The 24,367-nt window shown below is 71.0% G+C and carries 23 protein-coding genes; 14 read left to right on the forward strand and 9 right to left on the reverse strand.

The genetic code is table 11. The features are described 5' to 3' along the window. Window positions 1-32 precede the first annotated feature (32 nt). On the reverse strand, window positions 33-1,100 hold the full coding sequence (locus tag LGI35_RS31660) for a glucose-1-phosphate thymidylyltransferase (RefSeq protein WP_227297709.1): 1,068 nt from the start codon (window positions 1,098-1,100) through the stop codon (window positions 33-35). 290 nt (window positions 1,101-1,390) lie between these two features. Here LGI35_RS31660 and LGI35_RS31665 point away from each other — a divergent pair, with 290 nt between their 5' ends. Together LGI35_RS31665 and LGI35_RS31670 are read left to right on the forward strand one after the other, a co-directional pair. Then, complete coding sequence (locus LGI35_RS31665; protein ID WP_227297710.1) at window positions 1,391-2,884, forward strand: MFS transporter; 1,494 nt, start codon at window positions 1,391-1,393, stop codon at window positions 2,882-2,884. A 201-nt stretch (window positions 2,885-3,085) separates the two neighbouring features. Then, the gene (locus LGI35_RS31670; RefSeq protein ID WP_227297711.1) at window positions 3,086-4,288 is read left to right on the forward strand and encodes an acyltransferase family protein; all 1,203 of its coding nucleotides are present in this window, start codon (window positions 3,086-3,088) and stop codon (window positions 4,286-4,288) included. Between the two features lie 142 nt (window positions 4,289-4,430). Here LGI35_RS31670 and LGI35_RS31675 read toward each other — a convergent pair whose 3' ends face one another. Continuing rightward, a complete protein-coding gene (locus LGI35_RS31675) occupies window positions 4,431-4,907 on the reverse strand; it encodes a hypothetical protein (protein ID WP_227297712.1) in 477 nt (158 codons plus the stop codon). A 173-nt stretch (window positions 4,908-5,080) separates the two neighbouring features. Here LGI35_RS31675 and LGI35_RS31680 point away from each other — a divergent pair, with 173 nt between their 5' ends. From LGI35_RS31680 to rfbH, 5 genes are read left to right on the forward strand one after another with little or no spacing between them, the layout of a single operon-like run. Continuing rightward, on the forward strand, window positions 5,081-5,554 hold the full coding sequence (locus LGI35_RS31680) for a hypothetical protein (RefSeq protein ID WP_227297713.1): 474 nt from the start codon (window positions 5,081-5,083) through the stop codon (window positions 5,552-5,554). An 8-nt stretch (window positions 5,555-5,562) separates the two neighbouring features. After that, complete coding sequence (locus tag LGI35_RS31685; RefSeq protein ID WP_227300605.1) at window positions 5,563-6,162, forward strand: dTDP-4-dehydrorhamnose 3,5-epimerase family protein; 600 nt, start codon at window positions 5,563-5,565, stop codon at window positions 6,160-6,162. Then, window positions 6,159-7,139: a dTDP-glucose 4,6-dehydratase gene (rfbB, locus tag LGI35_RS31690; RefSeq protein ID WP_227297714.1), complete on the forward strand. Its 981-nt coding sequence runs from the start codon at window positions 6,159-6,161 to the stop codon at window positions 7,137-7,139. The genes LGI35_RS31685 and rfbB overlap by 4 nt, the downstream gene beginning before the upstream one ends. Further along, window positions 7,136-8,092, forward strand: coding sequence for an NAD-dependent epimerase/dehydratase family protein (locus LGI35_RS31695; RefSeq protein ID WP_227297715.1), 957 nt, complete (start codon window positions 7,136-7,138; stop codon window positions 8,090-8,092). The genes rfbB and LGI35_RS31695 overlap by 4 nt, the downstream gene beginning before the upstream one ends. Then, on the forward strand, window positions 8,089-9,393 hold the full coding sequence (gene rfbH, locus LGI35_RS31700) for a lipopolysaccharide biosynthesis protein RfbH (protein ID WP_227297716.1): 1,305 nt from the start codon (window positions 8,089-8,091) through the stop codon (window positions 9,391-9,393). Before LGI35_RS31695 ends, rfbH begins: the two co-directional genes overlap by 4 nt. A gap of 220 nt (window positions 9,394-9,613) precedes the next feature. Here rfbH and LGI35_RS31705 read toward each other — a convergent pair whose 3' ends face one another. Then, window positions 9,614-10,885, reverse strand: a complete 1,272-nt coding sequence (locus LGI35_RS31705) for a nucleotide disphospho-sugar-binding domain-containing protein (RefSeq protein ID WP_227297717.1) — start codon at window positions 10,883-10,885, stop codon at window positions 9,614-9,616. Window positions 10,886-11,097: 212 nt separating this feature from the next. Between LGI35_RS31705 and LGI35_RS31710 the strand changes: the two genes are divergently transcribed. Then, complete coding sequence (locus LGI35_RS31710) at window positions 11,098-12,117, forward strand: MDR family NADP-dependent oxidoreductase (protein WP_227297718.1); 1,020 nt, start codon at window positions 11,098-11,100, stop codon at window positions 12,115-12,117. A gap of 22 nt (window positions 12,118-12,139) precedes the next feature. Here the strand turns inward: LGI35_RS31710 and LGI35_RS31715 are convergent, their stop codons facing one another. Continuing rightward, window positions 12,140-13,309 carry a winged helix DNA-binding domain-containing protein gene (locus tag LGI35_RS31715; RefSeq protein WP_227297719.1) on the reverse strand — a complete coding sequence of 390 codons (1,170 nt, stop codon included), beginning with the start codon at window positions 13,307-13,309 and terminating at the stop codon, window positions 12,140-12,142. Window positions 13,310-13,483: 174 nt separating this feature from the next. Here LGI35_RS31715 and LGI35_RS31720 point away from each other — a divergent pair, with 174 nt between their 5' ends. From LGI35_RS31720 to LGI35_RS31730, 3 genes are all read left to right on the forward strand, one after another. Next, window positions 13,484-13,951 (forward strand): nuclear transport factor 2 family protein, encoded by a 468-nt coding sequence (locus LGI35_RS31720; protein WP_227297720.1) that lies wholly within the window; start codon window positions 13,484-13,486, stop codon window positions 13,949-13,951. Between the two features lie 53 nt (window positions 13,952-14,004). Continuing rightward, on the forward strand, window positions 14,005-15,093 hold the full coding sequence (locus LGI35_RS31725; RefSeq protein WP_227297721.1) for a winged helix DNA-binding domain-containing protein: 1,089 nt from the start codon (window positions 14,005-14,007) through the stop codon (window positions 15,091-15,093). Window positions 15,094-15,194: 101 nt separating this feature from the next. Beyond that, window positions 15,195-16,622 (forward strand): alpha/beta fold hydrolase, encoded by a 1,428-nt coding sequence (locus tag LGI35_RS31730; RefSeq protein WP_227297722.1) that lies wholly within the window; start codon window positions 15,195-15,197, stop codon window positions 16,620-16,622. Between the two features lie 74 nt (window positions 16,623-16,696). Here the strand turns inward: LGI35_RS31730 and LGI35_RS31735 are convergent, their stop codons facing one another. Then, complete coding sequence (locus tag LGI35_RS31735; protein WP_227297723.1) at window positions 16,697-17,461, reverse strand: SDR family NAD(P)-dependent oxidoreductase; 765 nt, start codon at window positions 17,459-17,461, stop codon at window positions 16,697-16,699. Between the two features lie 228 nt (window positions 17,462-17,689). On the opposite strand from LGI35_RS31735, the gene LGI35_RS31740 reads away from it, so the two are divergent. Beyond that, window positions 17,690-18,145, forward strand: a complete 456-nt coding sequence (locus tag LGI35_RS31740) for a hypothetical protein (protein WP_227297724.1) — start codon at window positions 17,690-17,692, stop codon at window positions 18,143-18,145. 87 nt (window positions 18,146-18,232) lie between these two features. On the opposite strand, the gene LGI35_RS31745 is transcribed toward LGI35_RS31740, so the two are convergent. Then, the gene (locus LGI35_RS31745) at window positions 18,233-18,763 is read right to left on the reverse strand and encodes a nuclear transport factor 2 family protein (RefSeq protein ID WP_227297725.1); all 531 of its coding nucleotides are present in this window, start codon (window positions 18,761-18,763) and stop codon (window positions 18,233-18,235) included. A 219-nt stretch (window positions 18,764-18,982) separates the two neighbouring features. Here LGI35_RS31745 and LGI35_RS31750 point away from each other — a divergent pair, with 219 nt between their 5' ends. Continuing rightward, window positions 18,983-19,513 carry a mycothiol transferase gene (locus LGI35_RS31750; protein WP_227297726.1) on the forward strand — a complete coding sequence of 177 codons (531 nt, stop codon included), beginning with the start codon at window positions 18,983-18,985 and terminating at the stop codon, window positions 19,511-19,513. Here the strand turns inward: LGI35_RS31750 and LGI35_RS31755 are convergent. The 3 genes from LGI35_RS31755 to LGI35_RS31765 form a co-directional block, all read right to left on the reverse strand. Further along, window positions 19,510-20,625 (reverse strand): winged helix DNA-binding domain-containing protein, encoded by a 1,116-nt coding sequence (locus LGI35_RS31755; RefSeq protein WP_227297727.1) that lies wholly within the window; start codon window positions 20,623-20,625, stop codon window positions 19,510-19,512. The genes LGI35_RS31750 and LGI35_RS31755 overlap by 4 nt on opposite strands. Window positions 20,626-20,674: 49 nt before the next feature. After that, entirely contained in the window at window positions 20,675-21,796 is a 1,122-nt protein-coding gene (locus LGI35_RS31760) for an epoxide hydrolase family protein (protein WP_227297728.1), read from the reverse strand. An 82-nt stretch (window positions 21,797-21,878) separates the two neighbouring features. Continuing rightward, a complete protein-coding gene (locus LGI35_RS31765) occupies window positions 21,879-23,105 on the reverse strand; it encodes a cytochrome P450 (protein ID WP_227297729.1) in 1,227 nt (408 codons plus the stop codon). Between the two features lie 162 nt (window positions 23,106-23,267). Between LGI35_RS31765 and LGI35_RS31770 the strand changes: the two genes are divergently transcribed. Next, window positions 23,268-24,314 (forward strand): CaiB/BaiF CoA transferase family protein, encoded by a 1,047-nt coding sequence (locus LGI35_RS31770; protein ID WP_227297730.1) that lies wholly within the window; start codon window positions 23,268-23,270, stop codon window positions 24,312-24,314. The last annotated feature ends 53 nt before the right edge of the window (window positions 24,315-24,367 follow it).

Raw genomic sequence — 24,367 nt, forward strand, 5'->3', positions numbered from 1 at the left:
CCGCGAAGCGGTGACCGGCCGTCCGGCATGCGTCAGGCGGCGACCTCCACGCTGGAGTGGTCGCCGACCACCAGCCGGTAGTGGTCGTCGAGCACGGCCGAGCTCACGGTGGCGTCGCGGCCGATCAGGGAACCCTTGACGCCGCTCACCCGGTCGACGGCGGCGCCGTCCAGCATGATCGAGTACTCCACCCCCGCCGCGCTGAGCCGGCAGTCACGGCCGATGGAGGTGTGCGGGCCGACATAGCTGTCCGCCACCACGGAACCGGCGCCGATGATCGCCGGCCCGACGACGCGTGAACGCACCACACGCGCGCCGGGCTCGACCACGACCGCCCCGATCAGTTCGCTGCTCTCGTCGACCTCGCCCAGCACCGACCGGTCGAGGCGGTCCAGGAGATTGCGGTTGCAGTCCAGGACGTCCTCGACCCGGCCGGTGTCCTTCCAGAAACCCGGGTAGACCCGGGCCTGGACGTCGGCCCCCGAGGTGATCAGCCACTGCAGCGCGTCGGTGATCTCCAGTTCGCCCCGCGCGCTCGGCTCGATGGCGGCCACCGCCTCGTGGATGGCCGGGGTGAAGAAGTAGAGGCCGATCACCGCCAGATCGCTCCGGGGGAACTCGGGCTTCTCCACGAGCCGCAGTACACGGCCGTTCTCATCGACCTCCGCGACGCCGAACTCCCGCGGATCGGCGACCTTGCGCACCACGACCTGGGCCGCCGGGCGGCGGGTGCGGAAGTCCTCCGCCAGGTCGGCCGCGCCGTCGGCGAGCATGTTGTCGCCGAGGACCATCACGAAGTCGTCGTCCTCGCCGAGGAAGCCACGGGCGATGCGGACGCAGTGGGCCAGCCCCAGGGGTTCGTCCTGCGGGATGTAGGTGATCCGGACGCCCAGCGCCGAGCCGTCGCCGAGCGCCGAGACGATGTCCTCGCTTCGGTTGCCCACCACGATCCCGACCTGGGTGACGCCCATGTCCCGCAGCTGGTCCATCACATGGGCGAGCACCGGTTTGTTGGCGATCGGGATGAGTTGCTTCGGCATGGAGTGACTGAACGGGCGCAGCCGGCTGCCCAGGCCTCCGGCCAACACGAGTGCTTTCATCAGAGCCCTCCTCAGAGCCTCGCGGGGCCGTCGCGGGAGCGACGACCACCGTGCCGTGCGTCCCGGTGGCTCGGCGTTGCCGCGAGGGCGGAGCCGCACCGCGCACGCAGCTTGTGGGGGCGTGGTCGCGGATCGCTCAATCCCTGATGGGCCGAGGCCCCCCACCAGGTGGCGCCGCCGGAACGGCGCCCGCGAAGGCCTGCTCCACGCTGCGCCGAGCCGGAGTCGAGGGCAGTGCGGAACGCTTCCGTCCTGATATCTGTCTCTGCATTCCTAGGGGAAGAGGCCTCATGGATTCCGCTTCCGACGAATCTGTCGGCCCAGTGGCCGACCGCCGAAGGTGGTTGGCTCTGGCCGTGGTGATGACCGCGTCCTTCCTGGACCTGGTGGACGTAACGATCGTCAACGTCGCCGTGCCACGCATCGAGGAGGACCTGGGTGCCTCGTTCAGTTCGATCCAGTGGATCACCGCCGGGTATGCCCTGGCCTTCGCCATCGGCCTGATCACGGGCGGCAGGCTCGGTGACATCTACGGCCGCAAGCGGCTGTTCCTCATCGGGATGGCCGGCTTCACGGTCGTCTCCGCCGTCTGCGGTCTCGCGCCCGGGCCGGAGACCCTGGTCGTCGCACGCTTCCTGCAAGGGGCGATGGCCGCCCTGATGGTGCCGCAGGTGCTGTCGATCATTCACGTCACCTTCCCCGCGGAGGAGCGCGGCAAGGTCTTCGGCATGTTCGGCGCGATGATCGGCCTCGGCGCCGTCGCCGGTCCCATGATCGGCGCGCTGCTCACCGAGTGGAACCTCTTCGGCCTGGAATGGCGTCCGATCTTCCTGGTCAACCTGCCGGTCGGCATCGCCGGCCTCGTGCTCGGACGGCGCTACATCAGCGAGTCCCGGGCACCGCAGGCGCTCCGCCTCGACCTGGTCGGCGTGGCGCTGGCCAGCGTCGGACTGCTGCTGCTCCTCTACCCGCTGATGCAGGGCAGGGAGCTGGGCTGGCCGCTGTGGGGCTTCCTCTCGATGGGCGCCGCCGTGCTCGTGTTCGTCGTCTTCGTCTGGTACGAGCGTGACAAGAAGACGCGGGACGGCTCACCGCTGGTCGAGCTGTCGCTGTTCAAGGTGAAGAGCTTCGCGGCCGGCATCGGCGTCCAGCTCACGTACGGGGTGATCTCCGGGATCTTCTTCCTGATCTGGACCCTGTACATGCAGCTCGGCCTCGGCTGGTCCCCGCTGCACGCCGGTCTCACCGGTGTGCCCTTCTCGGTCGCCGCCTCGGTCTCCGCGGGTGTGTCCGTGCAGATGCTCGTGCCGCGGTTCGGGCGGAAGGTGTTGCAGGCCGGAGCTCTCGTCAAGCTCGTCGGCGTGCTGCTGTACATCTGGGCGGCCGATCAGCACGGCAGCGCCATCACCTCCTGGCAGATGCTGCCGCCGCTGGTGGTGATGGGGCTCGGCATGGGCCTGATCATCGCCCCCATCACGGACGCCGTGCTGTCGGAGGTGCCCACGGAACACGCGGGCTCGGCCTCCGGGCTCATCAACACCATCAACCAGCTCGGACTGGCACTGGGCCTCGGCCTCGTCGCCGTGGTGTTCTTCTCCGTCGTCGACTCCGGCCGGGAGGCCCGCCGGCCCGTCGGCGACGTCTTCTCCGACGCCTTCACCCACGCCCTGTGGTGGGTGGCCGGTGGCCTGGCGCTGGTCTTCGCGTTGATGTTCGCGCTGCCCAGGTCGGTGAACCGGGGAGAGACGGCGCCGGCCGCCGGAGTGGAGGAGCTCGCCGTCTGAACGGCCGGACCCGCGGCCGCCCACCGACCTGGTGGGCGGCCTCCGGCGTGTGCGCCGGGAGGCGCAGGGGTCCGGCCGGGCGACTCCACAGATATTCGAGCAGCTATCCACAGTGCTGGGGGACGTTGTGGCTCCGGCTTTCCGCCCACCATGTCGGACGCCGGCCAACCCAACGACGCTCGGCAGTGAAGGAGGCGCTCCATGTCAGCGTCACATGTCCCGTCCACCGGGGCCGGAGAACAGTCCCGGCTCCCCTCGCTCACCGGTCTCCGTTTCGTCGCCGCGCTCCTGGTGGTGCTGTCGCACGCGGGCGGATTCCTGCTCGTACGCATGGGGGGCTCCGGGGAGAGCTATTCGCAGTACCTGTTCGGCGCCGGCAACAAGGGAGTCTCCTTCTTCTTCATCCTCAGTGGCTTCGTGCTCACCTGGGTGGCCCGGCCCGGAGACACCCGCATGCGGTTCTGGCGCCGCCGGCTGGTGAAGATCTTCCCCAATCACCTGGTCGCGCTGACGGCCACGGTGCTTCTGATGCTGTACGCGGGCATAGCCGTCACGGTCGCCAACACCGTACCCACCATGTTCCTGGTGCAGAGCTGGATACCGGACTTCGACGTCATCCAGGGCCCGGGCACCAACACCCCCAGCTGGTCGCTCGCCTGTGAGGTGCTCTTCTATCTGGCGTTCCCCTGGTTGCTGCTGCTCATCCGGCGCATCGAGCCGGCCCGCCTGTGGCGCTGGGTGGGCGCCGTCACACTGGCGATCATCGCGGTGCCGTTCCTCGCCGAACTGCTTCCCAACGCCCCGCGCATGCAGTTCGATCCCATCCCCTGGTGGAAGTACTGGTTCGTCTACTACTTCCCCCTCACCCGGCTCCTCGAGTTCGTGCTGGGCATGCTGATCGCCCGCGTCGTGCTGACCCGACGCTGGATCAACCTCGGCCTCCGCTGGTCGCTGCTCCTCACCGTCGCCGCGTTCGCGCTCGCGTCCCAACTGCCGGGCGAGTACGGCCGGGTGGCGCCGACCGCGCTGCCGCTGGCGCTGCTGATCGCCTCCGCCGCCACCGCGGACCAGCGGGGCCGGCGCACTCCGTTCGGCGGCCGGGTCATGGTCTGGCTGGGCGAAGTGTCGTACGCCTTCTACATCGTTCATTTCCTGGTGGTCACCTACGGGCCGATCGGAACCGCGTATCCCGAGTTCTGGATGGAGAAGTGGAGTGGTCCACAAGCGCTGCTGGATGTCGGTCTCACGATCGCGATCAGTCTGGTTCTCGCCTGGGCGCTGCACGGCCTCGTCGAGCGGCCGCTCATGCGCCGGTGGAGCCGCCCCGCCGCTTCGGCGGCCGTGCCGGTGACGCCGGACGCGCCGGGACAGGAGGCCGCGCCGCAGGGGGCGAGCGTCAACTGACCGAGCGGGCCAGGACCCGGTCGCGCGTCCCTCGGGACGCGTGGCCGGGTCCTCCGCATGTCGCGCGGGGTGTGCGGACAGCGGAACGGCCCCGCCCGCGCCTCCCGTAGGGGGCGCGGGCGGGGCCGTTCCCGGCCGGGGTTCAGGCCCGGGTGGCGTCCTCCGTGACGGGCACCGTGGCCGTCAGGGTGTCGTTCACGTCGTAGACCTTGGTCTCGCCGGAACCGGTGAAGGTGTCGCCGCTGACGACGATGTTCTGCTTGACGTCCAGACGCCCGAGGTAGGTCCCGTTCGCGTCGAACATCGGCTCCGCGAGGCGGTACGAGTAGTGGTTGGTGCTGGTCTTGATCCAGGGGCCCGAACCACCTGACGAGGCGGCGAACGCGATCCCGCCCGGGGTGAAGTGAATGTTGGTCACGACGTCCGGGCTGCCCGGTATGTGGACGTGCACCGCCCAGGTGCCGGCCACGCTGGCCACGGCCTGCGTGGTGGCGGATCTCGAGGTCTCGCCCTGGGCCTGTGCGGTCGTCGCGCCGACGAGGGGGAGTACCAGCAGGGCCGCGGCGGTTGCGGCAGCCAGCGCCCGGGACCTGCTGCCCTTGATACCTGTGCGACTCATTGAATTCCTCCGTTGGGTGCCGTGCGGATTCTCTGTGGGAGCACCCTGCGACAGCGGGCTAGACGCACTCTTGAGCCCCGCTGCACACACCGCGTACTCCAGCGCCGGTCGAGGCGGCCCTCGCACCCTGAGTCCCTCGACTCGGGCACGCGCGGAGCGGAAGGGGCCGGCGGATGGCAGACATACCGGTGTCCGAAACGGTGGCCGGTGCCTGGACGGCACAGGTCGCACGACCTTCCGGGACGGCGTCGAGCACGTTCCACTTCACCCCGGGCGGCCGGGCCTTCCTCGTCTGTGGCGGTGTCGGCGCGGGAACCTGGACCGCCACCGGGCCCGACCGGTTCTCGTACCGGATCTCCGAGCTGCTGCTCGACGGGAGCGGCGCCCGGATCGGCTGGGTGGACATCGACCAGCAGGCCGTCCGCTCGGGAGACACCTTCACCAGCACGGGCGTGACCGTCGTCTACGACCTCGACGACGTCAGGACGCACAGCGCCACGGTCGACGTCTCGGCCGTACGGGCGGACGCCCCGGGGATGCACCGTCTCTCGAGGAAGCGTCCAGCGGATCCGGCCAGCATGAGCGAGGCCCACGCGACCACCGGTGCGCCGGCGCGGCCCACCGACAGAGCAGGAAAGGACAGGTGACCGGACCCGTGCGTGTCGAAGAGACAGCAGTCCCCGGGGCGTACGTCATCACCCCGGAACAGATCAGGGACGAGCGAGGCAACTTCTACGAGTCCCTGCGCGCGGACGAGCTGGAACGGGTGCTGGGGTACCCGTTCGTGCCGCGCCAGATCAACTACTCGGTCTCCCGCCGCGGCACGCTGCGCGGCATCCACAGCGTGAGCACGCCGCCCGGGCAGGCGAAGTACGTCACCTGCGTGCGCGGCGCCCTGCGCGACATCGTGGTGGACCTGCGGGTGGGCTCGCCGGCGTTCGGCCGGCACGCGGTGGTCGAACTGGACGCCGAGTCGGGGCGGTGCGTCTACGTCCCCGAGGGCGTCGGCCACGGATTCCTGGCGCTCGCCGACGACACCTGCATCAGCTACGTCGTGTCCAGCGCCTACGTGCCCGGCACCCAGGTGCACATCCAGCCGCTCGACCCGGAACTGGCTCTGCCATGGGGGTTCTCGGAACCACCGGTGATGTCCGCGAAGGACGCGGGCGCGCCCACCCTGGCCGAGGTCCGCGCCGCCGGAATCCTCACGCCGTGGCACCGCGACGGACGCGTCCCGGCCGGGGTGGGCGCATGAGGATCCTGGTCACCGGCGCCGCCGGCTTCATCGGCTCCCACTACGTCCGCACCATGCTGGCGGGTGGGTACCCGCAGTACGAGGACGCCCGGATCACCGTCGTGGACAAGCTCACCTACGCCGGAAACCGCGACAACCTTCCCGGTACCCACCCCCGCCTCGACTTCGTCCGGGGGGACATCTGCGACCTGCCGCTCCTCCTCGACCTGCTGCCGGGTCACGACGCCGTGGTCCACTTCGCCGCCGAATCGCATGTCGACCGTTCCATCGACTCGGGGGCCGACTTCGTGCGGACCAATGTGGCAGGGACCGAGAACCTTCTCGCGGCCTGCCTGCGCACCGGCGTCGGCCGGGTGGTCCACGTCTCCACGGACGAGGTGTACGGCTCCATCGAGGAGGGCTCCTGGACGGAGGAATGGCCGCTGGAGCCCAACACCCCTTACGCCGCGTCCAAAGCGGGATCCGACCTCATCGCCCGCTCCTTCTGGCGCACGCACGGCCTCGATGTGTCGATCACCCGGTGCTCCAACAACTACGGCCCCCACCAGCACCCCGAGAAGCTCATTCCGCTCGCCGTCACCAACCTCCTGGAGGGCCGCCCCGTCCCGCTGTACGGCGACGGCGCCCATGTCCGCGAGTGGCTGCACGTCGACGATCACTGCCGGGCGATCCAGCTGGTCCTCACCCGGGGCCGGGCCGGCGAGGTCTACAACGTGGGCGGCGGCAACGAGCGGACCAACACCGAGGTCGCCGGACGCCTCCTCGAGCTGCTCGGCGCCGACCGCTCCGCGCTGCGCCGGGTCGCCGACCGGAAGGGGCACGACCGGCGCTACTCGCTGGACGACACCAAGATCAGGGAGCAGTTGGGCTACCTGCCGATGACCCCCTTCGAACAGGGGCTCTCCGACACCGTCGACTGGTACCGGGACAACCCGCACTGGTGGAAGGCGGCGAAGTCCGCGGAGGCCGCACGATGAAAGCGGTGGTCCTCGGCGGAACCGGCTTCCTGGGCCGCCACATCCACGCCGCGTTCCAGGACGCCGGGGCGCGGGTGGTGCCGGTGTCGCGGTCCGACGCCACCCACACCGACCTCACCAAGGACTCCGGGCTGCGCAGCCTCGCCGAACTGCTGGGGCGTATCCGGCCCCACGCGGTCGTCAACGCCGCGGGACGGGCCTGGCAGGCCGACGAACGGCAGATGGCGGAGGGAAACGCCGAGCTGGTCGACCGGCTCATCGGCGTGCTCGCCGCACAGCACCACAGGCCGCGACTGATCCATCTGGGCAGCGTCCACGAGTACGGGCCCGGTCACGCCGGGACGAGCACGGCGGAGGAGTATCCGGCCGCCCCGACCACACCGTACGGACGGACCAAGCTGCTCGGCACCCGCTCCGTTCTGCGCGCTGTCGCGACGGGCGAGGCCGACGGGGTCGTGCTGCGTCTCGCCAATGTGTCCGGGCCCGGCACCCCCCGGGGCAGCCTGCTCCGGCAGGTGGCCGACCACCTCGTGGAGGCGGCGCGGGCACAGGACCGGGGGGAGACCCCCGCGGCGCTGAGGTTCCGGACGCTGGCCGTCCGGCGTGACTTCGTGGACGCCCGGGACGTGGCCGACGCGGTACTGGCGGCGGCGGCCGCTCCGCTGTCCTCGGTGAACGGACAGATCGTCAACATCGGCCGGGACGAGGCGGTGCGGATGCGGCACCTGGTCGCTCGCATGGTCGCCCTGAGCGGTCTGCCCGTCGAGGTCGTGGAGGACGCGGACGGCTGCTCACTGCGTGAGGACGCGCAGTGGCAGCGGCTGGATGTCTCCAAGGCCCGGCGCCTGCTCGGCTGGCACCCACACCGTGATCTGGACCGATCGCTGCGAGACCTGCTCGACACGGCATGCGTACCAGTACGTGGAGAAGAGAGGGAAGAGGCACAGACATGAGCGATCACAAGGCATTGGTCCTGGACGCGGTGCGGGCATACCACCGGGCAGCCGGCTCGGCCGAGCCGTTCACGCCCGGTGTGACGGAGATCTGGCCGTCCGGCGCGGTGCTCGAGGAGGAGGACCGGCTGGGGCTGGTCGAGGCCGCGCTGGAGATGCGGATCGCGGCGGGCCCGAGCTCACGCAGGTTCGAGTCGTCGTTCGCCAAGAAGCTGAAACGCCGCAAGGCGCACCTGGTGAACTCCGGGTCCTCCGCGAATCTCCTGGCGGTCTCGGCGCTGACCTCGCACCTCCTGGAGGACCGCCGGCTCCGGCCCGGCGACGAGGTGATCACCGTGGCCGCGGGCTTCCCCACCACGGTGAACCCGATCCTGCAGAACGGCCTGGTCCCGGTCTTCGTCGACATCGAGCTCGGCACGTACAACACGACAGTGGAGCGGGTGGCCGAGGCCATAGGTCCCCGGACCCGCGCGATCATCATCGCCCACACCCTGGGGAATCCCTACGCCGTCGCGGAACTCGCCGAACTGGCCACCCAGCACGACCTGTTCCTGATCGAGGACAACTGCGACGCGGTCGGCGCCACCTATGACGGAAGGCCCACGGGCACCTTCGGTGACCTGTCCACCGTCAGCTTCTACCCCGCGCATCACCTCGCGATGGGGGAGGGCGGCTGCGTCCTCACCTCCAACCTGGTGCTGGCCCGGGTGGTGGAGTCGCTGCGTGACTGGGGCCGTGACTGCTGGTGCGAGCCCGGGGTGAGCGACACCTGCCTCAAGCGATTCAAGTACCAGCTGGGCACGCTGCCCGCCGGCTACGACCACAAGTACATCTACTCCCACGTCGGCTACAACCTCAAGGCCACCGACCTGCAGGCGGCGCTCGGGCTCACTCAGCTCGACAAGCTGGACCGCTTCGTGGAAGCGCGCCGGCGCAACTGGCGACGGCTGCGCGAAGGGCTGGACGGGCTTCCGCACCTGATCCTTCCCGAGGCCACGCCGCGCAGTGACCCGAGCTGGTTCGGCTTCGTGCTCACCGTCGATCCCGAGGCGCCCTTCGGCGCGGCCGAGCTCGTGGCCTTCCTGGAGGAACGGAAGATCGGCACCCGCCGGCTGTTCGCCGGCAACCTGACCCGGCACCCCGCCTACGCGAACCAACCGCACCGCGTGGTCGGGGAGTTGACCAACAGCGACATCGTCACCCTGGGTTCCTTCTGGGTCGGCGTCTACCCGGGGCTGACCGACGAGATGCTCGACTACGTGATCTCCTCGGTCAAGGAGTTCATCGCGGCACGGCCCTAGAGCCGGACGGCGGGACCGCTCCCGCCCGAAGTGCTGTCGGCGCCGCTCGGACCTGCATCCGGGCGGCGCCGGCGTTGTTGCCGGGAGCAGGGAGCCGAAAGCCCGACAGTCGATTTCGGCATTCGGCCCCGGGCATGGCCCCGGGCATGGCCCCGGGCATGGCCAAGACGCCGCCCGCCGCCGGTGTGCATGGCGACGGGCCGCGTCGGGTTTCTGGTCCTTACCGGCGGCGATATCGTGCCGTCAGCCCCTCCAGGACCGGGACGATGTCGTGCGGGCTCGGAGTGGAGAGCCAGTCGGCGTGCAGCGTGTCCGCGCCGGCCCGGAACTGCGGCTCCCGCAGGACCCGCTGGATCCTGGCGCGCATCTCCTGATGGGACTGCTCCTTGTGGTCGAGGGTCAGGCCCGCGCCGCGGTCGGTGAGATACCTGGCGTAGGCCGGCCCCTCCACCCCTTCGTCGCGCAGGACGAGTTGCGGCACCCGGTGGGCCACGGCCGCCGACAGCGTGCCGCCGCCGCCGTGGTGGATGATCGCCGAGCAGGTGGGCAACAGCTGGTTGAGCGGCAGGTAGTCGACCGTACGGACGTTGTCCGGTACGCGCTGACCGGCCAGCTGCGCTTCGTTCAGCGTGGCCACCACCTCGGCGTCGAGACCGCCGACCGTCTCCAGCATGTCGGAGATCATGGCCGCGTTGTTGTGGAACAGCCGTCCGGACATCCCCAGGGACAGCGCCACTCGCGGCCGCTCCGGCGCGCGGTGCAGCCACCCGGGCACGGCACCGACGCCCGTGTACGGCACCCTGCGCACCGCGACCGTGCGGGTCCCGGTGCGCAGCCGCATCGCCGCCGGCGTGGGGTCGACGCTCCACTGACCGAGGAGCAACTCCTCGTCGACGTCCAGGCCGTAGTGCTCGGCGACGGGCCGTACGACGTCGACCAGCGGGTCCTCCAGGCCCAGCGCGGGGGCCCCGCCGCGTTCGAGGAACCGGGTACGGGCCCAGCCGCAGTAGTCCGGCCCCCAGAGCGTGCGGGCCTGAGCGGCGCCGCAGAGCCGGGCCGCCACCGCCGCGGCCGGCCACTGGTCCCAGAGCACCAGGTCCGGCTGCCAGCTGCGGGCCACGTCGACCAGATGTTCCACACCCGGGGCGAGAGCCGAAGAACCCTCGGGGGTGTGGAAGATGCGTAGGGCCGCCAGGGCGTAGTCGCTGAACATCTGCCACGCGTCCTGGTCGCCGGGCCCGACGGCCAGGGCCGCGGCGAGCCGGCCACGCTCCTCGTCGTCGATCATGAAGCGGCCGACCGCCGAGAGCGCAGGCATGGTGTCCGCGTCGGACAACGGCACCGCGGTCAGACCCGCGGCGGTGACCGACTCCGTCAGCGCGGGGTGGGAGGCGACGCGCACCTCGTGCCCCGCACCCTGCAGGGCCCAGGCGAGCGGAACGACGGGATACAGATGCGCCGACATCGGCCACACGGTGAACAGGACGCGCATCGTGAGCTCCTCAGGGGATCAGGGCTGAGCTGTCTGGAGAGTCACGAGCCTTTCGCCGGTTCCTCGTGCGGATCTGGAGCGCTCCTGGACACGGGCCGTCGGCGCGCTGGAGCAGTGGCTTCCGCTCCAGCGCCCCTCGAGCGGCGTGCACTACCCATGAGGGAGACAGGGGGCCGCCGCGTCGGCGCTCAGGAACGATCATGAGGAGAGAGATGACCACCATTCCGAAGACGGCCCGGGAAGTCCGTATGGCCTCGCACGTGCAGGGGCGGCCGGTCCTCGGCAACTTCGACCTCGTCGAGGTGGAGGTGCCCGAGCCGGGCGAGGGAGAGGTCGTCGTCAGGACGGATCACCTGAGCCTCGCCGCGGCCTACGCGGACTTGATGAAGGCCGACTGCAAGCTGCCGCTCCCGCCGTGGAAGGTGGGCGAGCGTCTCGGCGGCGGCGCGGTCGGTACCGTGGTGCGTTCCAACAGCCCCGACCTGGCCGTCGGCGACGTCGTCCAGGGCATGAGCGGCTGGTGCGAGTACTCGGTCGGTCCGGCCCAGGGCTACTTCAAGCTGCCCGTCGGCGCCTTCCCGAGCCCGGTGTACTTCCTCAGCCAGGGGCCGACCGCGTACTACGGGATGGCCGAGATCGCCAAGGCGGGCAAGGACGACGTGGTGTTCGTCTCCGGTGCGGCGGGCGGGGTGGGCGCGCTGGCCGGCCAGATCGCCAAGTGCCGTGGTGCCGCGCGCGTGATCGGCAGCGCCGGAAGCAAGGCCAAGGTCGACTACCTGGTCGACGAGCTGGGCTTCGACGCCGCCTTCGACTACCACGACGGTCCCGTCGTCGACCGCCTGCGCGAGCTGGCACCCGACGGCATCAACGTCTTCTTCGACAACGTCGGCGGCGAGCAGTTCGAGGCGGCCATCGAGGTGGCGGCCCCGCACGCCAGGTTCGCGCTCTGCGGTGCGCTGTCCGGCCAGATCGGTGACACCGAGGCCGGCCGGCCGAGGCTGGACCTGATGACCGCGATCACCAAGCACCTGGAGCTGCGTCCGTTCGCCTGCTACCACACGCCGGAGCAGATCTGGGCCTGGGCGGAGCACTTCGGGACCTGGCTGGGCGAGGGGCGCTTCGTCTTCCCGCACACCGTGGTCGAGGGTGGCATCAAGGAGGCCCCCCAGACGCTGCTGTCCCTGCTGGACGGCGCGTACCGGGGCAACGTCTCCCTCACCGTCTCGGGCTGACCGCGCCCCCCCGCACGGCCGGCTACAGGTGCTTGCCGGCGTCGACGACGCCGACGGTGAGCGTCGGGGTGCCCTCCAGGATCTCGCCGATCCGGTCCACCTGGGCGGTCAGTTCGGAGCGCCGGGCGGCGGAGAGCGGGGCGAAGGGCTCCACCCGGATGTCGAGGCGGCGCCCGGACCGCCGTTGGTGCCACACGCCGGCGACCACTCCGTCGATCAGGACCACAGGTACGTTCCCGGCCTGGCCGCCGGAGAGTGCCCGGCCGGCGGCCGGGCCGGGGAACACCGCGTCGCGCGGGTGGCAGCCGATGACGTAGGGGTCGAAGTACGGCAGCAGCCTCAGGCCGCTGCGGGGGCTGGGTGTCGTGGGGGCGGCCGGTTCGGTCGTCCAGGCCGACGCGCCGTCCAGGTCGACCGGGATCAACTCGTCCGTGATCGTGCCGAAGAGATCCGCCGACCACTTTCTCGGGGCGCCCAGCCACTGCGCGAACTGCTGGGAGGTCGCCGGTCCGTACGCGTGCAGATAGCGGCGCAGGACCTCGGCCGAGGCGGCGGCGCCGTCCGTCGGGCGAAAGCCCGGCACCCACCGGCGTGGACTGGTGTACGTGACCTTGCGCCCCCGGTTCGGCCCGAAGCACAGGACACCCCGGTTCGCGGCGGTCTGCAGGGCGGCCCGCCACCGGGGCCAGGCACCGGAGAAGGCGGGCAGCGCCAGGTCGGCCGCCCAGGGGCCGGTGCGCCCGACGACCTCGTCGCCCAGTTCCTCGACGGTGAGCTCGCCGTCCTCGAGGGCGGACTCGATCGCTTCCAGCACCTCTTCCACCTGATGATCTGTCAGTAATGCGTGGGGCAGGGCGCTCGGGGGTTTCGGGATGCAGGACAGGGCGCCGACCCACATGGGGAGCTCCTCGGCCGCGAGCAGGTGCACGGTGCCGCGGGGCCCGTAGCTCTTCACGAGGCTGCGGTCCTTCCAGAGCGCCGACTGCACATCGGTGCGCGTCGTGCCCGGGACACGCAGCCCGAGCGACATCTCGGCACCGGACATGACCTGTGCATGGGCGCCGCACATGGCGCTCGCGGCCTCCGTGATCCCCCCGTCCGGCGCCGTCCCCGCCAGGAAGTGCCGGCTCACGCGGCGGGCGCACGCCTCGGCCCAGGTCATCCGTAGTTCGTCGGTGGTGCGGTCGGTCATGGAAATGCGCTCCGTCCGGTCGTGATGATCTGCCGGATTGTCCCGTGCCGTGCTCGACTCCCGCTGGAGAACGACGCGGTGCCGTTCCAGCCGTGCGCGATCCGCGGTCGAGGGGCGCGGCCGAAAGTGGTGCGCCCGCGCTCGTGACGCGCGCACCGACGAAGGGGATGCACCGTGCCGCACCGATCAAGCTCCGCTCCTGCCCGGATCTCGGCCGAACTCCACGTGGAGGTCCAGGCGTTCTACGCGTTCCAGCTCCCGCTCCTGGAGGACCGGAAGCTGGAGGAGTTCGTGCTCACGTTCACCGAGGACGGAAGTTATGCTCAGGTCAAGGACGGCTGGGAGCTGGCCGGCCGGGAGAATCTGCTGGCCGCGATGTCCCAGGCGATCCCCTATTACGGCAACAAGATCTTCCGGCACTGGTTCGACAAGTTCGTGATCGAGCAGGTGGCCGAGGACGAGATCAGCGTCGTCTTCCGCTCGCTGGTCAGCGTGACGGACGAGAGCGGCGCCGTGGTCCTGGAGCCCAGTTCGACGGTGGAGGACGTGCTGGTCCGCCGTGACGGCCGGCTGTTCACCCGCTCGCGTGTGGTCCGCCGGGACGTGGCGGCCCCGGACGGCGCACCGACCGACGCCGACTAGCCGAGTCGCCCACTGAGGCACACCGACCGGCCGCGACACGAGAAAGGGCTGGCATGTCCGCGCTCTCCAACCTGGTGCTCAACCGGACGCTCCTGCAACGGCAGTTGCTCCTGCGCCGCACCGACGGCACCGCCCTCGAAGCGATCAGGCACCTGGTCGCGATGCAGGGACAGGAGTGCAACGCGCCGTACGTGGGCCTGTGGGCCCGTGTGGCCGGCTTCGCGCACGAGGACCTGACGGCCCTGCTGCACGATCGCAGCGTGGTCCGGGGAGCGCTGCTGCGCACCACCCAACACCTCACGGCTGCCGAGGACTTCGGGCTGCTGCGGCCCCTGGTCCAGCCGGTGCTCGACCGCTCGCCGCGGCAGGGATTCGGCAAGGAGATCGCCGGACTCGATCTCGCCGCCCTCGCCGCGGCCGGCCGGGAGCTGCTGGCCGGACAGACCCTCACCCGGCCCCAGTTGGGCCGGTTGCTCGCGGAACGGTTTCCCGGCCGCAGTCCCCAGGCTCTCGGCGGGACGGCCCACTTCCTGCTGGCCCTGCTCCATCCGCCGCCCAGTGGCACCTGGGGCAAGTGGGGCAACCGCAAAGCCGTACCCTGCGTGCTGGCCGACGAGTGGACCGGTCAGGCCCTGTCGACGTCACCCCAGGTGGAGACCATGGTGCTCCGCTATCTCGCGGCCTTCGGGCCGGCCGGGGTCATGGACGTACAGGCGTGGTGCGGACTCACCCGGCTCGGGGAGGTGCTCGACCGGATGCGGCCACGGCTGAGGACCTACCGCGACGAGCGGGGCCGGGAACTCTTCGACCTCCCCGACGCGGTGCTCGCCGATCCCGGCCTGCCCGCCCCGGTGCGGTTCCTGCCGCCCTTCGACAACGCCGTCCTCGGACACAGCGACCGCAGCCGGGTGATCGACGACGACGACCGCAAGCAGGTCATGCCGGGGATGTCGCAGGTCAAGCCCACGTTCCTGGTCGACGGCTTCGTCGAGGGCACCTGGGCGCTCAACGGCTCGACGCTGCTGCTGAGCCCGTTCCGGCAGCTGTCCGACGAGGACACCCGGGACGTCGTCGAGGAGGCCGGGAAGCTGGCCGCGTTCGTCGGCGAGGACGGGAAGGCCGGCGACGTCGCCTTCGCCTGAGAGCTCGTGAGGAGGCGCTCGCCGCGGTCCGGGAACGTTCCAGTGCTGCTCGAGGAGACAGCGGGACGCTGGCCGTCTGACGAGAACGGAGGTTCGCCGTGGTGAGCGAGTTCCACACACAGCGGCCCACATGGTCGCTCGCACCGGGCGACGACCAGGCCGAGTACGCGACGATCGAGGTCCCCCGCGACTACGCCGACCCCGGGGGTGAACGCATCACGCTCGCCCTGAGCCGCCGCCGCGCCACCGACCCGGCGCGACGGCGCGGCATCCTGCTGGCCGTCAACGGCGGCCCCGGCGGTGACTGGGGACACGGCCGCGACCTGCCCGCGAAATTCGCCGGCACCCCGCTGAACGAGGTGTACGACCTCATCGGCTTCGACCCGCGCGGCACCGGGGAGTCCACCCGGCTGTACGCCGAAGTGGCGGTCCCCACCGCGCAGTTCGACTCCCGGCCACCGGACGGCGCCTTCGCCGAACTGGCCGAGGACATGCGGCTTCGGGAGGAGGCGTGCGCCCGGGGCGGCGGTGAACTGCGCCCGCACATCAGCACTCGTAACACCGCCCGGGACCTGGACGTGATCCGGGCGGTTCTCGGCGAGGACCGGATCAGCTTCGTCGGGTACGCGTACGGCGCCTACGTGGGAGCCGTCTACGGCAGCCTCTTCCCGGCCGCTCTCGACCGGCTCGTACTGGACTCCTGCGTCGGTCCCGACTGGACCTGGCGCGAACAGTTCCTGTGGCAGGGCGACGCCGTGCAGCGCAATGTCGACCTGTGGGCCCGTTGGGCCGGCGAGCGGCACGGCCACTTCGGGATCGGCGCGTCCGCCGAAGCGGTGCTCACCACCGTCGAGGAAGTGGTCGCGGCACTGGAGAAACTGCCCGAGGACGCGGTACGGCTGCGGACCCTGTTCGACGGCGCCGTCGGCAACCGCGCGAGCGACCGCGGCCAGTGGGACGGACTCGCGGTCGTGGTCGCCGGCCTGCACGAGAAGGCCGTGGCGGGCGACCTCGACGGCTGCCGCGAACTGCTCGCCGCGCAGGGCACCTGGCGGCCCGCGGACAGCGAGGGCGATCTGCGCGTCGGCGTCCTGGAGGCCATCACGCTGGAGCACGCCTGGCCGTCCGACCTGGAGGTCTACTACCGGGACATGAGGGAGTTCAGGAAGCGGTTCCCGTACGGCTACGGCGTGCTGCGCGCGCAGCCGTGGGTCGGCGCCTTCCGGGCGTTCGAGGCCCCGGAGAAGCCGGTGGCGCTCACCAGGGACGGCTACGGCGCCGGCCTGATCGTGCAGGCCGACGGCGACCCGATGGACCACTACGCGGGCGGCGTGGCCATGGCCGAGCGGCTCGGCCATCACCTGCTCACCGTGGAGGACTCGGGCGAGCACGAGGTGTACGTACTCGGCGGCAACCCGCATGTGGACGCCGTTGTCCACCGCTATCTCGTGGACGGCGAACTGCCGCCCGCCCGCTCCTCGGTCCCGGGACGCACCCCCCGCCCCGACATCGCGGCGGACACCGCCTGAGCCCGCACATCCGACAACCGCCCGGCGAGATCTCCGGCCGGGCGGTTGTCCGTGGGCAGGTGATCGCCCGGATGTCAGCGGGCGGCCACGTCCATGCCGCCGTCGAGGGTGAGGATCTGGCCGGTGACGAGCGACTCGGTGTCCCGGGTCAGCTCGGTCACCCACCGCGCGACTTCGCCGGCCTCCGCGATCCGGCCGAGCGGCACCGACTGCGCGACCCCGGCGAAGAGGCCCTCAGCCTGCTCGGGCGTCAGGCCGTTGGCGACATAGGCCTCGGTCCGTACGAAACCGGGGGCGACGGCGTTGACCCGGATGCCCTGCGCGGCGAGTTCGGCGGCCCAGCTGCGGGTGAAGCTGTGCAGCGCGGCCTTGCTGGCGGAGTACAGGGAACTCTCCGGGCCGGGGTTGTGGCCGCCGCGGCTGGAGATCAGCACGATGTTCCCGCCGGGCGTGCGAAGCAGCGGGAGCAGATGGCGGGTCAGCACGACCGGGCCCAGGACGTTGGTCTCCAGCACCTCGCGGGCGACGGCGGTGTCGACGGACGCGAGCGGGCTGAAACGGAAGATGCCGGCGTTGTGCACCAGGACGTCCAGGGTGCCTCCGTGCTCGCGCACCGCCGAGACGACCGTCTCCGCTCCCGTCTCCGTGGTCACGTCGGCGGCGACGGGGACGATCGCCGGATGTTCCGTGGCGACTTCTTCGAGCCGCTCCTTGCGGCGGCCCGTGATGACGACGGTGGCTGCGCCGAGCCGGGCGAAGGCCAGCGCGGAGGCGCGGCCGATGCCGGTGCCCCCTCCGGTGACGACGACGGTCCGATCGGCAAAAGGCTGGTCCGACATGGGAGTTCCCTCTCTCGGCGGGTGAAGGCGGGGTGGCTGGGGCAGGCCCGGGGGCCGGGCGGCCAGTACAGCGAAAGCGGCTGGGGCCCCGGTCGAGTGGACACGGAGCGTCCCGGGCCGCGCTGTAGGGAGCGGGCTGTACACGCGGTCAAGCGAGCATTGAGCCCCTCCGTCCAGGGTGTACGCGTCAGTTGCCCCGGCGAGACGCGCGATGCGCGGGAGGAACACATGAACCGATCGGGTACCGAAGGCGTCGGACCGGCGGCCAGGCTGCTGCTCGTCGCCGCGGCCGCCGCGCTGGCAGCCGTCCCCGCGACGGGCACGGCGAGCGCCCGGCCTCAGCACGACCGGGTGGCGCAGAGCCCCGTCGGCAAGTGGAGTCTCAAGGTGAGCTTCAACGGACAGACGTTCGACAGCACGGTGCAGTTCACCAGGAACGGCCGGGCCTTCCTCGTCAAGGGCGGAGCGGGGACCTGGTCCCGTACCGGGGGCAACCGCTTCACCTTCCGGATCGCCGAGCCGATCTGGGACTCCCAGGGCCACTACTTGGGCCGGGTCGACGTCTCTCAGCGTGCCGTCCAGACCGGTGACACGTTCACCAGCATCGGCGAGTCCAGGCAGTACGACGCGGACGACAGGCTCGACCGGGTGGTGCACGCCGAGGACAAGGGCGCCCGACTCTGACACCTACGTCATGCGCCTCGGCGGCCGTCCGTGAACCGTGGTTCGCGGACGGCCGCCGACGTGTGCGCGGCAGTTGCGGGGCCTTCGTCAGGACGGGTTGTGAATCTTGTCCGCCCAGTCGGCCGCGTCATGGGTGACGACCCGGGAACGGGTGAGGAGCTGCCCGGCGCGGCGGACGAGCACGTCCTCGACGACGGTGGTCGGCTCGAAGCTCACCTTGCCCCGCCGGTCGGTCATGCTCACGATCGCCTGGTACCTGACGTGCAGGGTGTCCTCGCCGGCCGTCGTGATGCGCATCCGGTCGAACCAGTAGCGGTACACCAGTCCGTCGTAGTACGGAATGTTCTCCTCCCGCGCGTTCCGCGCGGAGGTCTCCTCGGCGAGCGGCCGGTCCGGATCGCCCCGGCGGGCCTGCATCTCCGTCAGAAGCTGTGTGCGGCCCTCCAGCTTCCAGCCGTTGGGACGGTGCTCGATCGAGCCGTCCTCGGTCATGGTCTCGAGGAACTCCTCCAGCCTGCGCTCCTCGAGGAGCGGCATCTGCCGTGCGTAGAACTGCTGGACCTCCACGTAGAGCTCCGCACCGACACCTTCCCGGACCTCCGGCAGTATTTGCGACATCTCATCCTCTTCCGGTCATTACGCACCACCTCGCCCGGTGATGCCAGCGGCGCTGCCAGCGTGCCGAACGCGACTGGAAGTGCCCTGGAGAGGCACTACACCGCCGGGTCGCGGAGACGGGCGGCGTGTCCTTGCTCCGGAGCGGAGCGTTGTTCTGTTCGCCGGCGTCGAACGGCGACGCACGAGCGCGAAGGGAAAGGCGGACCCGTGGTGAGGCCGGTGGCCGGAGAAGTGGACGAACGGGACCTGCTGGTGGCGGCGTGGGGCGCCCAGCGACAGGCGCTGCGGCGCGCGGTCGACGGCCTGACCGACCAACAGGCGCGCGATACCCCCAGCGCCAGCGAACTGTCTCTGGCGTCCCTCCTCAAGCACGCCGCCCTCGGGGAACCCCCGTGGACCCCCGTGCTGCACGGCGAGGGGGCGGACTGGAGCGCCCGCGACGGCGCGGCGGAGTTCGAGGTCGGCCCCGAGGAAACCCTGGACGAGCTGCTGCGCGCCCACGCGGAAGTCGCCGCGCGCACCGACGACGTCGTACGGGCCCTGCCGGACCTGGACCGGACGGTCCCCATGCCCGTGACTCCCTGGGGGCCGACCGCGCCCCCGCGCCCGGTGCGGGCGATCCTGCTGGACCTGCTCGTGGAAGCGGCTCGGCACGCCGGCCACGCCGACATCATCCGTGAGTCCATCGACGGCGCGACGGCGCCCAAACTGGCCGGCCACTCGGGTGACCCGGGCAGCGATACACCCTAGGCGACGGCCTCGATCGTCACCTCGGTCCGCGCGCAGTCGGCCGCGGCGAAGGAGAGCAGCCGGGCGCCCTCCGCCTTCAGCTCCGTCCGTGCGGTGCGGCCGAGCGGGGACCAGGGTTCGACGACCAGACGGGCCGCGTCCCGCTCCCGCTCGATACGCCACAGCCCGTGGACGAAACCGTCGACCAGGAACGTGGACCGGATGATCCCGTTCCTGGTGAACACGAGGCGGCGCTGCTCCTCGGTGAGGATTCTGGACCGGTCGGCGTGGGAGAGCAGGATGTTGTCGAACTCCGGCAGGAACCGCACCGGCACCGGGGTGTCGCCCGGGGGGCGGGGCGCGCCCGGAAGGTCGTACAGCTGTTGCCCCTGCTCGTCCCGGAACACCCTGAGCCGGGGCCCGAGTTGCCTGACCACGGCGGCGAGGCGGGTCATCCCCGACCAGGTCTGCATGTCCTTCACCGTGGCAGGCCCGAACGCCGCCAGGTAGCGCTCCACCAGCGCGGCCGGGTCGGCGGCAGGATCGGCCGCCGCGCCCAGCCACGACTCGGCCGTCGTGTGCCGGGCCTGGCCGCTCTCGCCCCACAGCCCACGCGGCGGCACCTGGACGAGGGGCACCCGGTTGCGCACGGCGTTGGCGAGCGCGAAGGGGTCGTGCTCCGGCCATCGCCCGGCCAGGGCGGTCCCCAGGGCGCCCAGCGTCAGCGGCTCGTGCTCCACCAGCTTGCGGCCGAGCGCGGTCACCGCATCGAGGTCCGCGCCCGCCAGCTTCCGCCCGAAGGTGCTGATCAGCGAGCGCTCCAGCGACTCACGCAGCACGGGCCGCAGCCGCAGACAGTCCCGCGCGGACACGAGATGGATCGTGCCGCGCATGAGGACGATCCTGACCACCTGCCTGGTCCGCACCGCGTCCGCGAGCTCCGCGATCGTGACCCTCGCGAGGCGGGTCCACAGCCCGATGTACGGCGGATTGGGCGCCTGCGCCTGGAGTCCGACCAGATGCTCCACCGCCTCGACCGCCGTCAACGGCGCGCGTTTCATGAGCAGTTGACGGGCAATCAGCGCGCGGTTGAGTGCCCTGCGGTCCAGAGTCTGCGGCTCCGGTGCGGCCATGCTCCTGCTCTCCCTGTTCATCGGCTCGCGCGGACTCGAAGTGTGCCCCTCAGCGCAAGGTACCGAAGAACGAACGCAGTTCGCCGACGAGCAGCTCGGGCTGCTCCAGCGCGGGGAAGTGACCGCCGTGCTCGTGGTCGGTCCAGCGGCGCAGATCGGTGAAGCGGTGCTCGCACCAGGCGCGTGGCATCCGGGCGTCCTTGGGGAAGACGGCACAGGCCGTCGGCACGTCGACGCGTCCGAGGGCCATCTTGTTGTGGCTCTCCCAGTAGATCCGGGCCGACGAGGCGCCGGTCCCGGCGAGCCAGGCGAGCGTCACCGCGTCGAGCAGTCGGTCGCGGGGGATGACCTTCTCCACGTCACCGGCGTGGTCGCTCCAGGCCCAGTACTTCTCGATCATCCAGGCCAGCTGTCCGACGGGCGAGTCCGCCAGACCGTACCCGAGTGTCTGCGGGCGGGTGGCCTGGAGAACGGAGTACGCGCCCTCGTTGGCCTGGAAGTCCTTGAGCGCGGCGAGGCCGGCGAGATCCCGCTCGTCGAGCTCCACCTGCTGCTGCGGCGGCCTGGCGAAGGGCATCGCCAGATGGATGCCGATCAGCCGCTCGGCCTCGGTCTCGCCCAGGATGGCGGTGAGGAAGGAGCCCCAGTCGGTGCCGTGGGCCGCGAACCGTTCGTAGCCGAGCCGGCGCATCAGCTCGGACCAGGCGGCGGCGGTGCGCTCCACGGTCCAGCCGGTGGTCCGCGGCTTGTCGCTGAACCCGAAGCCCGGCAGCGACGGGCAGACCACGTGGAAGGCGTCGGCGGGGTCCTCGGGGTCCGTGAGCGGGCCGATGATGTCCAGGAACTCGACGACGGAGCCCGGCCAGCCGTGGCTGAGCAGCAGCGGCCTGGCCTGCGGGTGCACGGACCGGACATGCAGGAAGTGGATGCCGAGCCCGTCGATCTCGGTGCGGAACTGCGGCAGTGCGTTCAGCCGGGCCTCGGTGGCGCGCCAGTCGTACGTGCTCTGCCAGTACGCGGCGAGATCCTGGAGGTAGCCCGCGGGCACCCCCTGCGACCAGTCGTCGACGGTCTCCTTCTCCGGCCAGCGGGTCCGGGACAGCCGCTCCCGCAGATCGGCGAGGTCCGTCTCGGCGAACTCGACGCGGAACGGTGTCACTTCGGTGCTCATACGTCCTCCTCCTGGGCTGCCGAGGCCGGGACCGCGGCGTCGGGCGTCACGCTGTGTACGGTGGCTCGAACGCCGGTCGGCCTCACCACTTCACGGGCAGTTCCCACAGCCCGTAGATCACGGCCCCCTCCTTCCGGGGTATCTCCAGGAAGGGCTTGGCGAGTTCGAGGGTGGGAATGCGCTGGAACAGCTTGCTCCACACGATCTCCAGCTCCAGGCGGGCGAGGTCCGCGCCGATGCAGTGGTGCACTCCGTGCCCGAAGCCGAGGTGCTTGCGGCTGCCGCGGGTGATGTCGAGCTTCTCCGGCTCGGGGAAGACCTCCGGGTCGCGGTTGGCGGCGAGACCGAGGCAGAGGATGCCGTCGCCCTTGCGGATGGTCTGGCCGCCGATCTCGATGTCCTCCAGGGCGACCCGCGGCACGGCGGTGTCACCGATCGTCGCGAACCGGACCAGCTCCTCGACGGCGGGCTTGACCAACGACGGGTCGGAGAGCAGGAGTTGCAGCTGGTCGGGGTTCTCCAGGAGGCAGGCGGTACCCAGCGAGATCTGGCTGGCGGTGGTCTCGTGGCCGCCGTTCATCAGCAGCCGCACCATGTTGAACAGATCGCGGTCGGTGTACGACTCGCCGGACGCCTCGTAATCGGCCATCGCCCGGCTCAGCAGGTCCTCGCCCGGCTCGCGCTTCTTCAGCTGGATGAGGTCGCTGACGTACGAGTTCACCTCGACGATCGCGGCCTGCCGCTCCTCGGTGGAGCTGTGGCCGCCGAGCAGCGCGGTGCCGTGCTTGATGAAGAACTCGTGCCGGTCCTGCGGGATCCCGAGGAGCTCGCAGATGACCGTCATCGGCACCGGCAGGGAGAACGCGTGGTGGAAGTCCACGACGGGCGTCATCGCGAGGAGCTTGTCGAGGTGGTCGTCGACGATCTCCTCGATCCGCGGCCGCAGCCTGCGCACCTGCCGGCTGGTGAACGTCAGGGCGGCCTTGCGGCGGGTGTCGCTGTGCTCCTTGCCGTCGTATCCGATGAACGACGTCTCGGTGCGGTACTCGGGCGGAGCGATGAAGTAGAAGGGGAAGTTGTCGTGCTTGCGGGACGCGCTGACCCGCGGGTCGGTGAGCAGCCGGCGGATCGTCTCGTAACCGGCGACCGTCCAGATCCGCAGGCCGGATCCCTTCAGCGTGACCTGGGAGACGTCCTTCTCGACGATCTCCCCGTACTCCTTCGGGGGTGTGAACGGGCACTGCCGGGCGTAGGGAAAGGTCTTTGTCTCCGCCTCTGCGGCGCCCTGGTCCGTGGCACTGGTGGTCACAGTGAATCCTTCCTCCTGGGGGAGTTACCTCATGAAGAACCGGACAGACAGCAGTTCCCGGAAGACGGTGCCAGCGCGCCCTCGGGCACAGGTGGAGTCGCCGCCGACCGCCGTCGAGGAGCGCTCGAGCAGGGCCCTGGCGCGGCTCCCTAGCCTCGCGGGATGGGCATAGCGACGACAGAGAGCCGGCTCCGCGGGACCGGACCGTTGAGCGGGCTGCGGGTGGTCGAACTGGCGGCGATAGGGCCGGTGCCCTTCGCCTGCATGGTTCTCGCCGATCTCGGCGCCGAGGTGATCCGGGTGGACCGGGCCGATGGCCGGCGCTCCTTCGAGGAGTGGCACCGCGAGCTCGACCGGGGCCGCCGCCACATCGCCCTGGACCTGAAGAATCCGGACGGCGTCGCCGAACTCCTGAGTCTGCTGGAGAGTTCCGACGTCCTGGTCGAGGGCTTCCGGCCGGGAGTGGCGGAGCGGCTCGGCATCGGGCCCGAGGTGTGCCTGGAGCGCAACCCGGCGCTGGTGTACGCCCGGATGACGGGCTGGGGCCAGGACGGGCCGCTCGCCGCGGCCCCCGGACACGACATCAACTACCTCGCCCTGACAGGTGCCCTGGACGCGATCGGCGAGTCCGGCGGCCCGCCCGTCGTCCCGGTCAATTTCCTGGGGGACTTCGGGGGCGGCTCCATGTTCCTGCTCGCCGGTGTCCTCGCGGCCCTGTACGAACGCGGGTCGACCGGCGCCGGCCGGGTCGTCGACGCGGCGATCGTGGACGGCGTCGGCGCGATGCTCGGCATGCTCGTCGGCATGCGGTCGGCCGGACAGTGGCGGCACGAGCGCGGCACGAACCTGCTCGACGGCGGGGCCCCGTTCTACACCTGTTACGCGTGCGCCGACGGCGGATACGTCGCGGTCGGGGCCCTGGAGGCGCGCTTCTACGCGGCGCTGCTCGACGGCCTCGAACTCGACGCGGCAGCGCTGCCCGACCGTGACGACCCGCGGAACTGGCCCGCTCTGCGACGGACGTTCGCGAACCGCTTCGTCGGCCGGAGCCGGGACCACTGGGCACGGCTGTTCGAGGAAACCGAGGCGTGCGTGACGCCGGTGCTGAGCGCCGCCGAGGCCGCCTCGCATCCGCACCACCAGGCACGCGGCAGCGGACCCGCCGCGGTGGCCCCGCGCTTCGGCCGCACTCCGGCGCAACTGCCCTGACCCCGGCGCCGGCCCACCCGGTCCATCACCGCTCGAGCCGTTCTCCGGGCCAC

Origin of the sequence: Streptomyces longhuiensis (assembly GCF_020616555.1) — a bacterium.
GTDB lineage: Bacteria > Actinomycetota > Actinomycetes > Streptomycetales > Streptomycetaceae > Streptomyces > Streptomyces longhuiensis.

Bases quoted from the DNA above. Each gene is read 5' to 3' on its own strand.
- LGI35_RS31660 (WP_227297709.1), bottom strand. From the start codon at position 1,100: ATGAAAGCACTCGTGTTGGCCGGAGGCCTGGGCAGCCGGCTGCGCCCG.
- LGI35_RS31665 (WP_227297710.1), top strand. From the start codon at position 1,391: ATGGATTCCGCTTCCGACGAATCTGTCGGCCCAGTGGCCGACCGCCGA.
- LGI35_RS31670 (WP_227297711.1), top strand. From the start codon at position 3,086: ATGTCAGCGTCACATGTCCCGTCCACCGGGGCCGGAGAACAGTCCCGG.
- LGI35_RS31675 (WP_227297712.1), bottom strand. From the start codon at position 4,907: ATGAGTCGCACAGGTATCAAGGGCAGCAGGTCCCGGGCGCTGGCTGCC.
- LGI35_RS31680 (WP_227297713.1), top strand. From the start codon at position 5,081: ATGGCAGACATACCGGTGTCCGAAACGGTGGCCGGTGCCTGGACGGCA.
- rfbB (WP_227297714.1), top strand. From the start codon at position 6,159: ATGAGGATCCTGGTCACCGGCGCCGCCGGCTTCATCGGCTCCCACTAC.
- LGI35_RS31695 (WP_227297715.1), top strand. From the start codon at position 7,136: ATGAAAGCGGTGGTCCTCGGCGGAACCGGCTTCCTGGGCCGCCACATC.
- rfbH (WP_227297716.1), top strand. From the start codon at position 8,089: ATGAGCGATCACAAGGCATTGGTCCTGGACGCGGTGCGGGCATACCAC.
- LGI35_RS31705 (WP_227297717.1), bottom strand. From the start codon at position 10,885: ATGCGCGTCCTGTTCACCGTGTGGCCGATGTCGGCGCATCTGTATCCC.
- LGI35_RS31710 (WP_227297718.1), top strand. From the start codon at position 11,098: ATGACCACCATTCCGAAGACGGCCCGGGAAGTCCGTATGGCCTCGCAC.
- LGI35_RS31715 (WP_227297719.1), bottom strand. From the start codon at position 13,309: ATGACCGACCGCACCACCGACGAACTACGGATGACCTGGGCCGAGGCG.
- LGI35_RS31725 (WP_227297721.1), top strand. From the start codon at position 14,005: ATGTCCGCGCTCTCCAACCTGGTGCTCAACCGGACGCTCCTGCAACGG.
- LGI35_RS31735 (WP_227297723.1), bottom strand. From the start codon at position 17,461: ATGTCGGACCAGCCTTTTGCCGATCGGACCGTCGTCGTCACCGGAGGG.
- LGI35_RS31740 (WP_227297724.1), top strand. From the start codon at position 17,690: ATGAACCGATCGGGTACCGAAGGCGTCGGACCGGCGGCCAGGCTGCTG.
- LGI35_RS31745 (WP_227297725.1), bottom strand. From the start codon at position 18,763: ATGTCGCAAATACTGCCGGAGGTCCGGGAAGGTGTCGGTGCGGAGCTC.
- LGI35_RS31755 (WP_227297727.1), bottom strand. From the start codon at position 20,625: ATGGCCGCACCGGAGCCGCAGACTCTGGACCGCAGGGCACTCAACCGC.
- LGI35_RS31760 (WP_227297728.1), bottom strand. From the start codon at position 21,796: ATGAGCACCGAAGTGACACCGTTCCGCGTCGAGTTCGCCGAGACGGAC.
- LGI35_RS31770 (WP_227297730.1), top strand. From the start codon at position 23,268: ATGGGCATAGCGACGACAGAGAGCCGGCTCCGCGGGACCGGACCGTTG.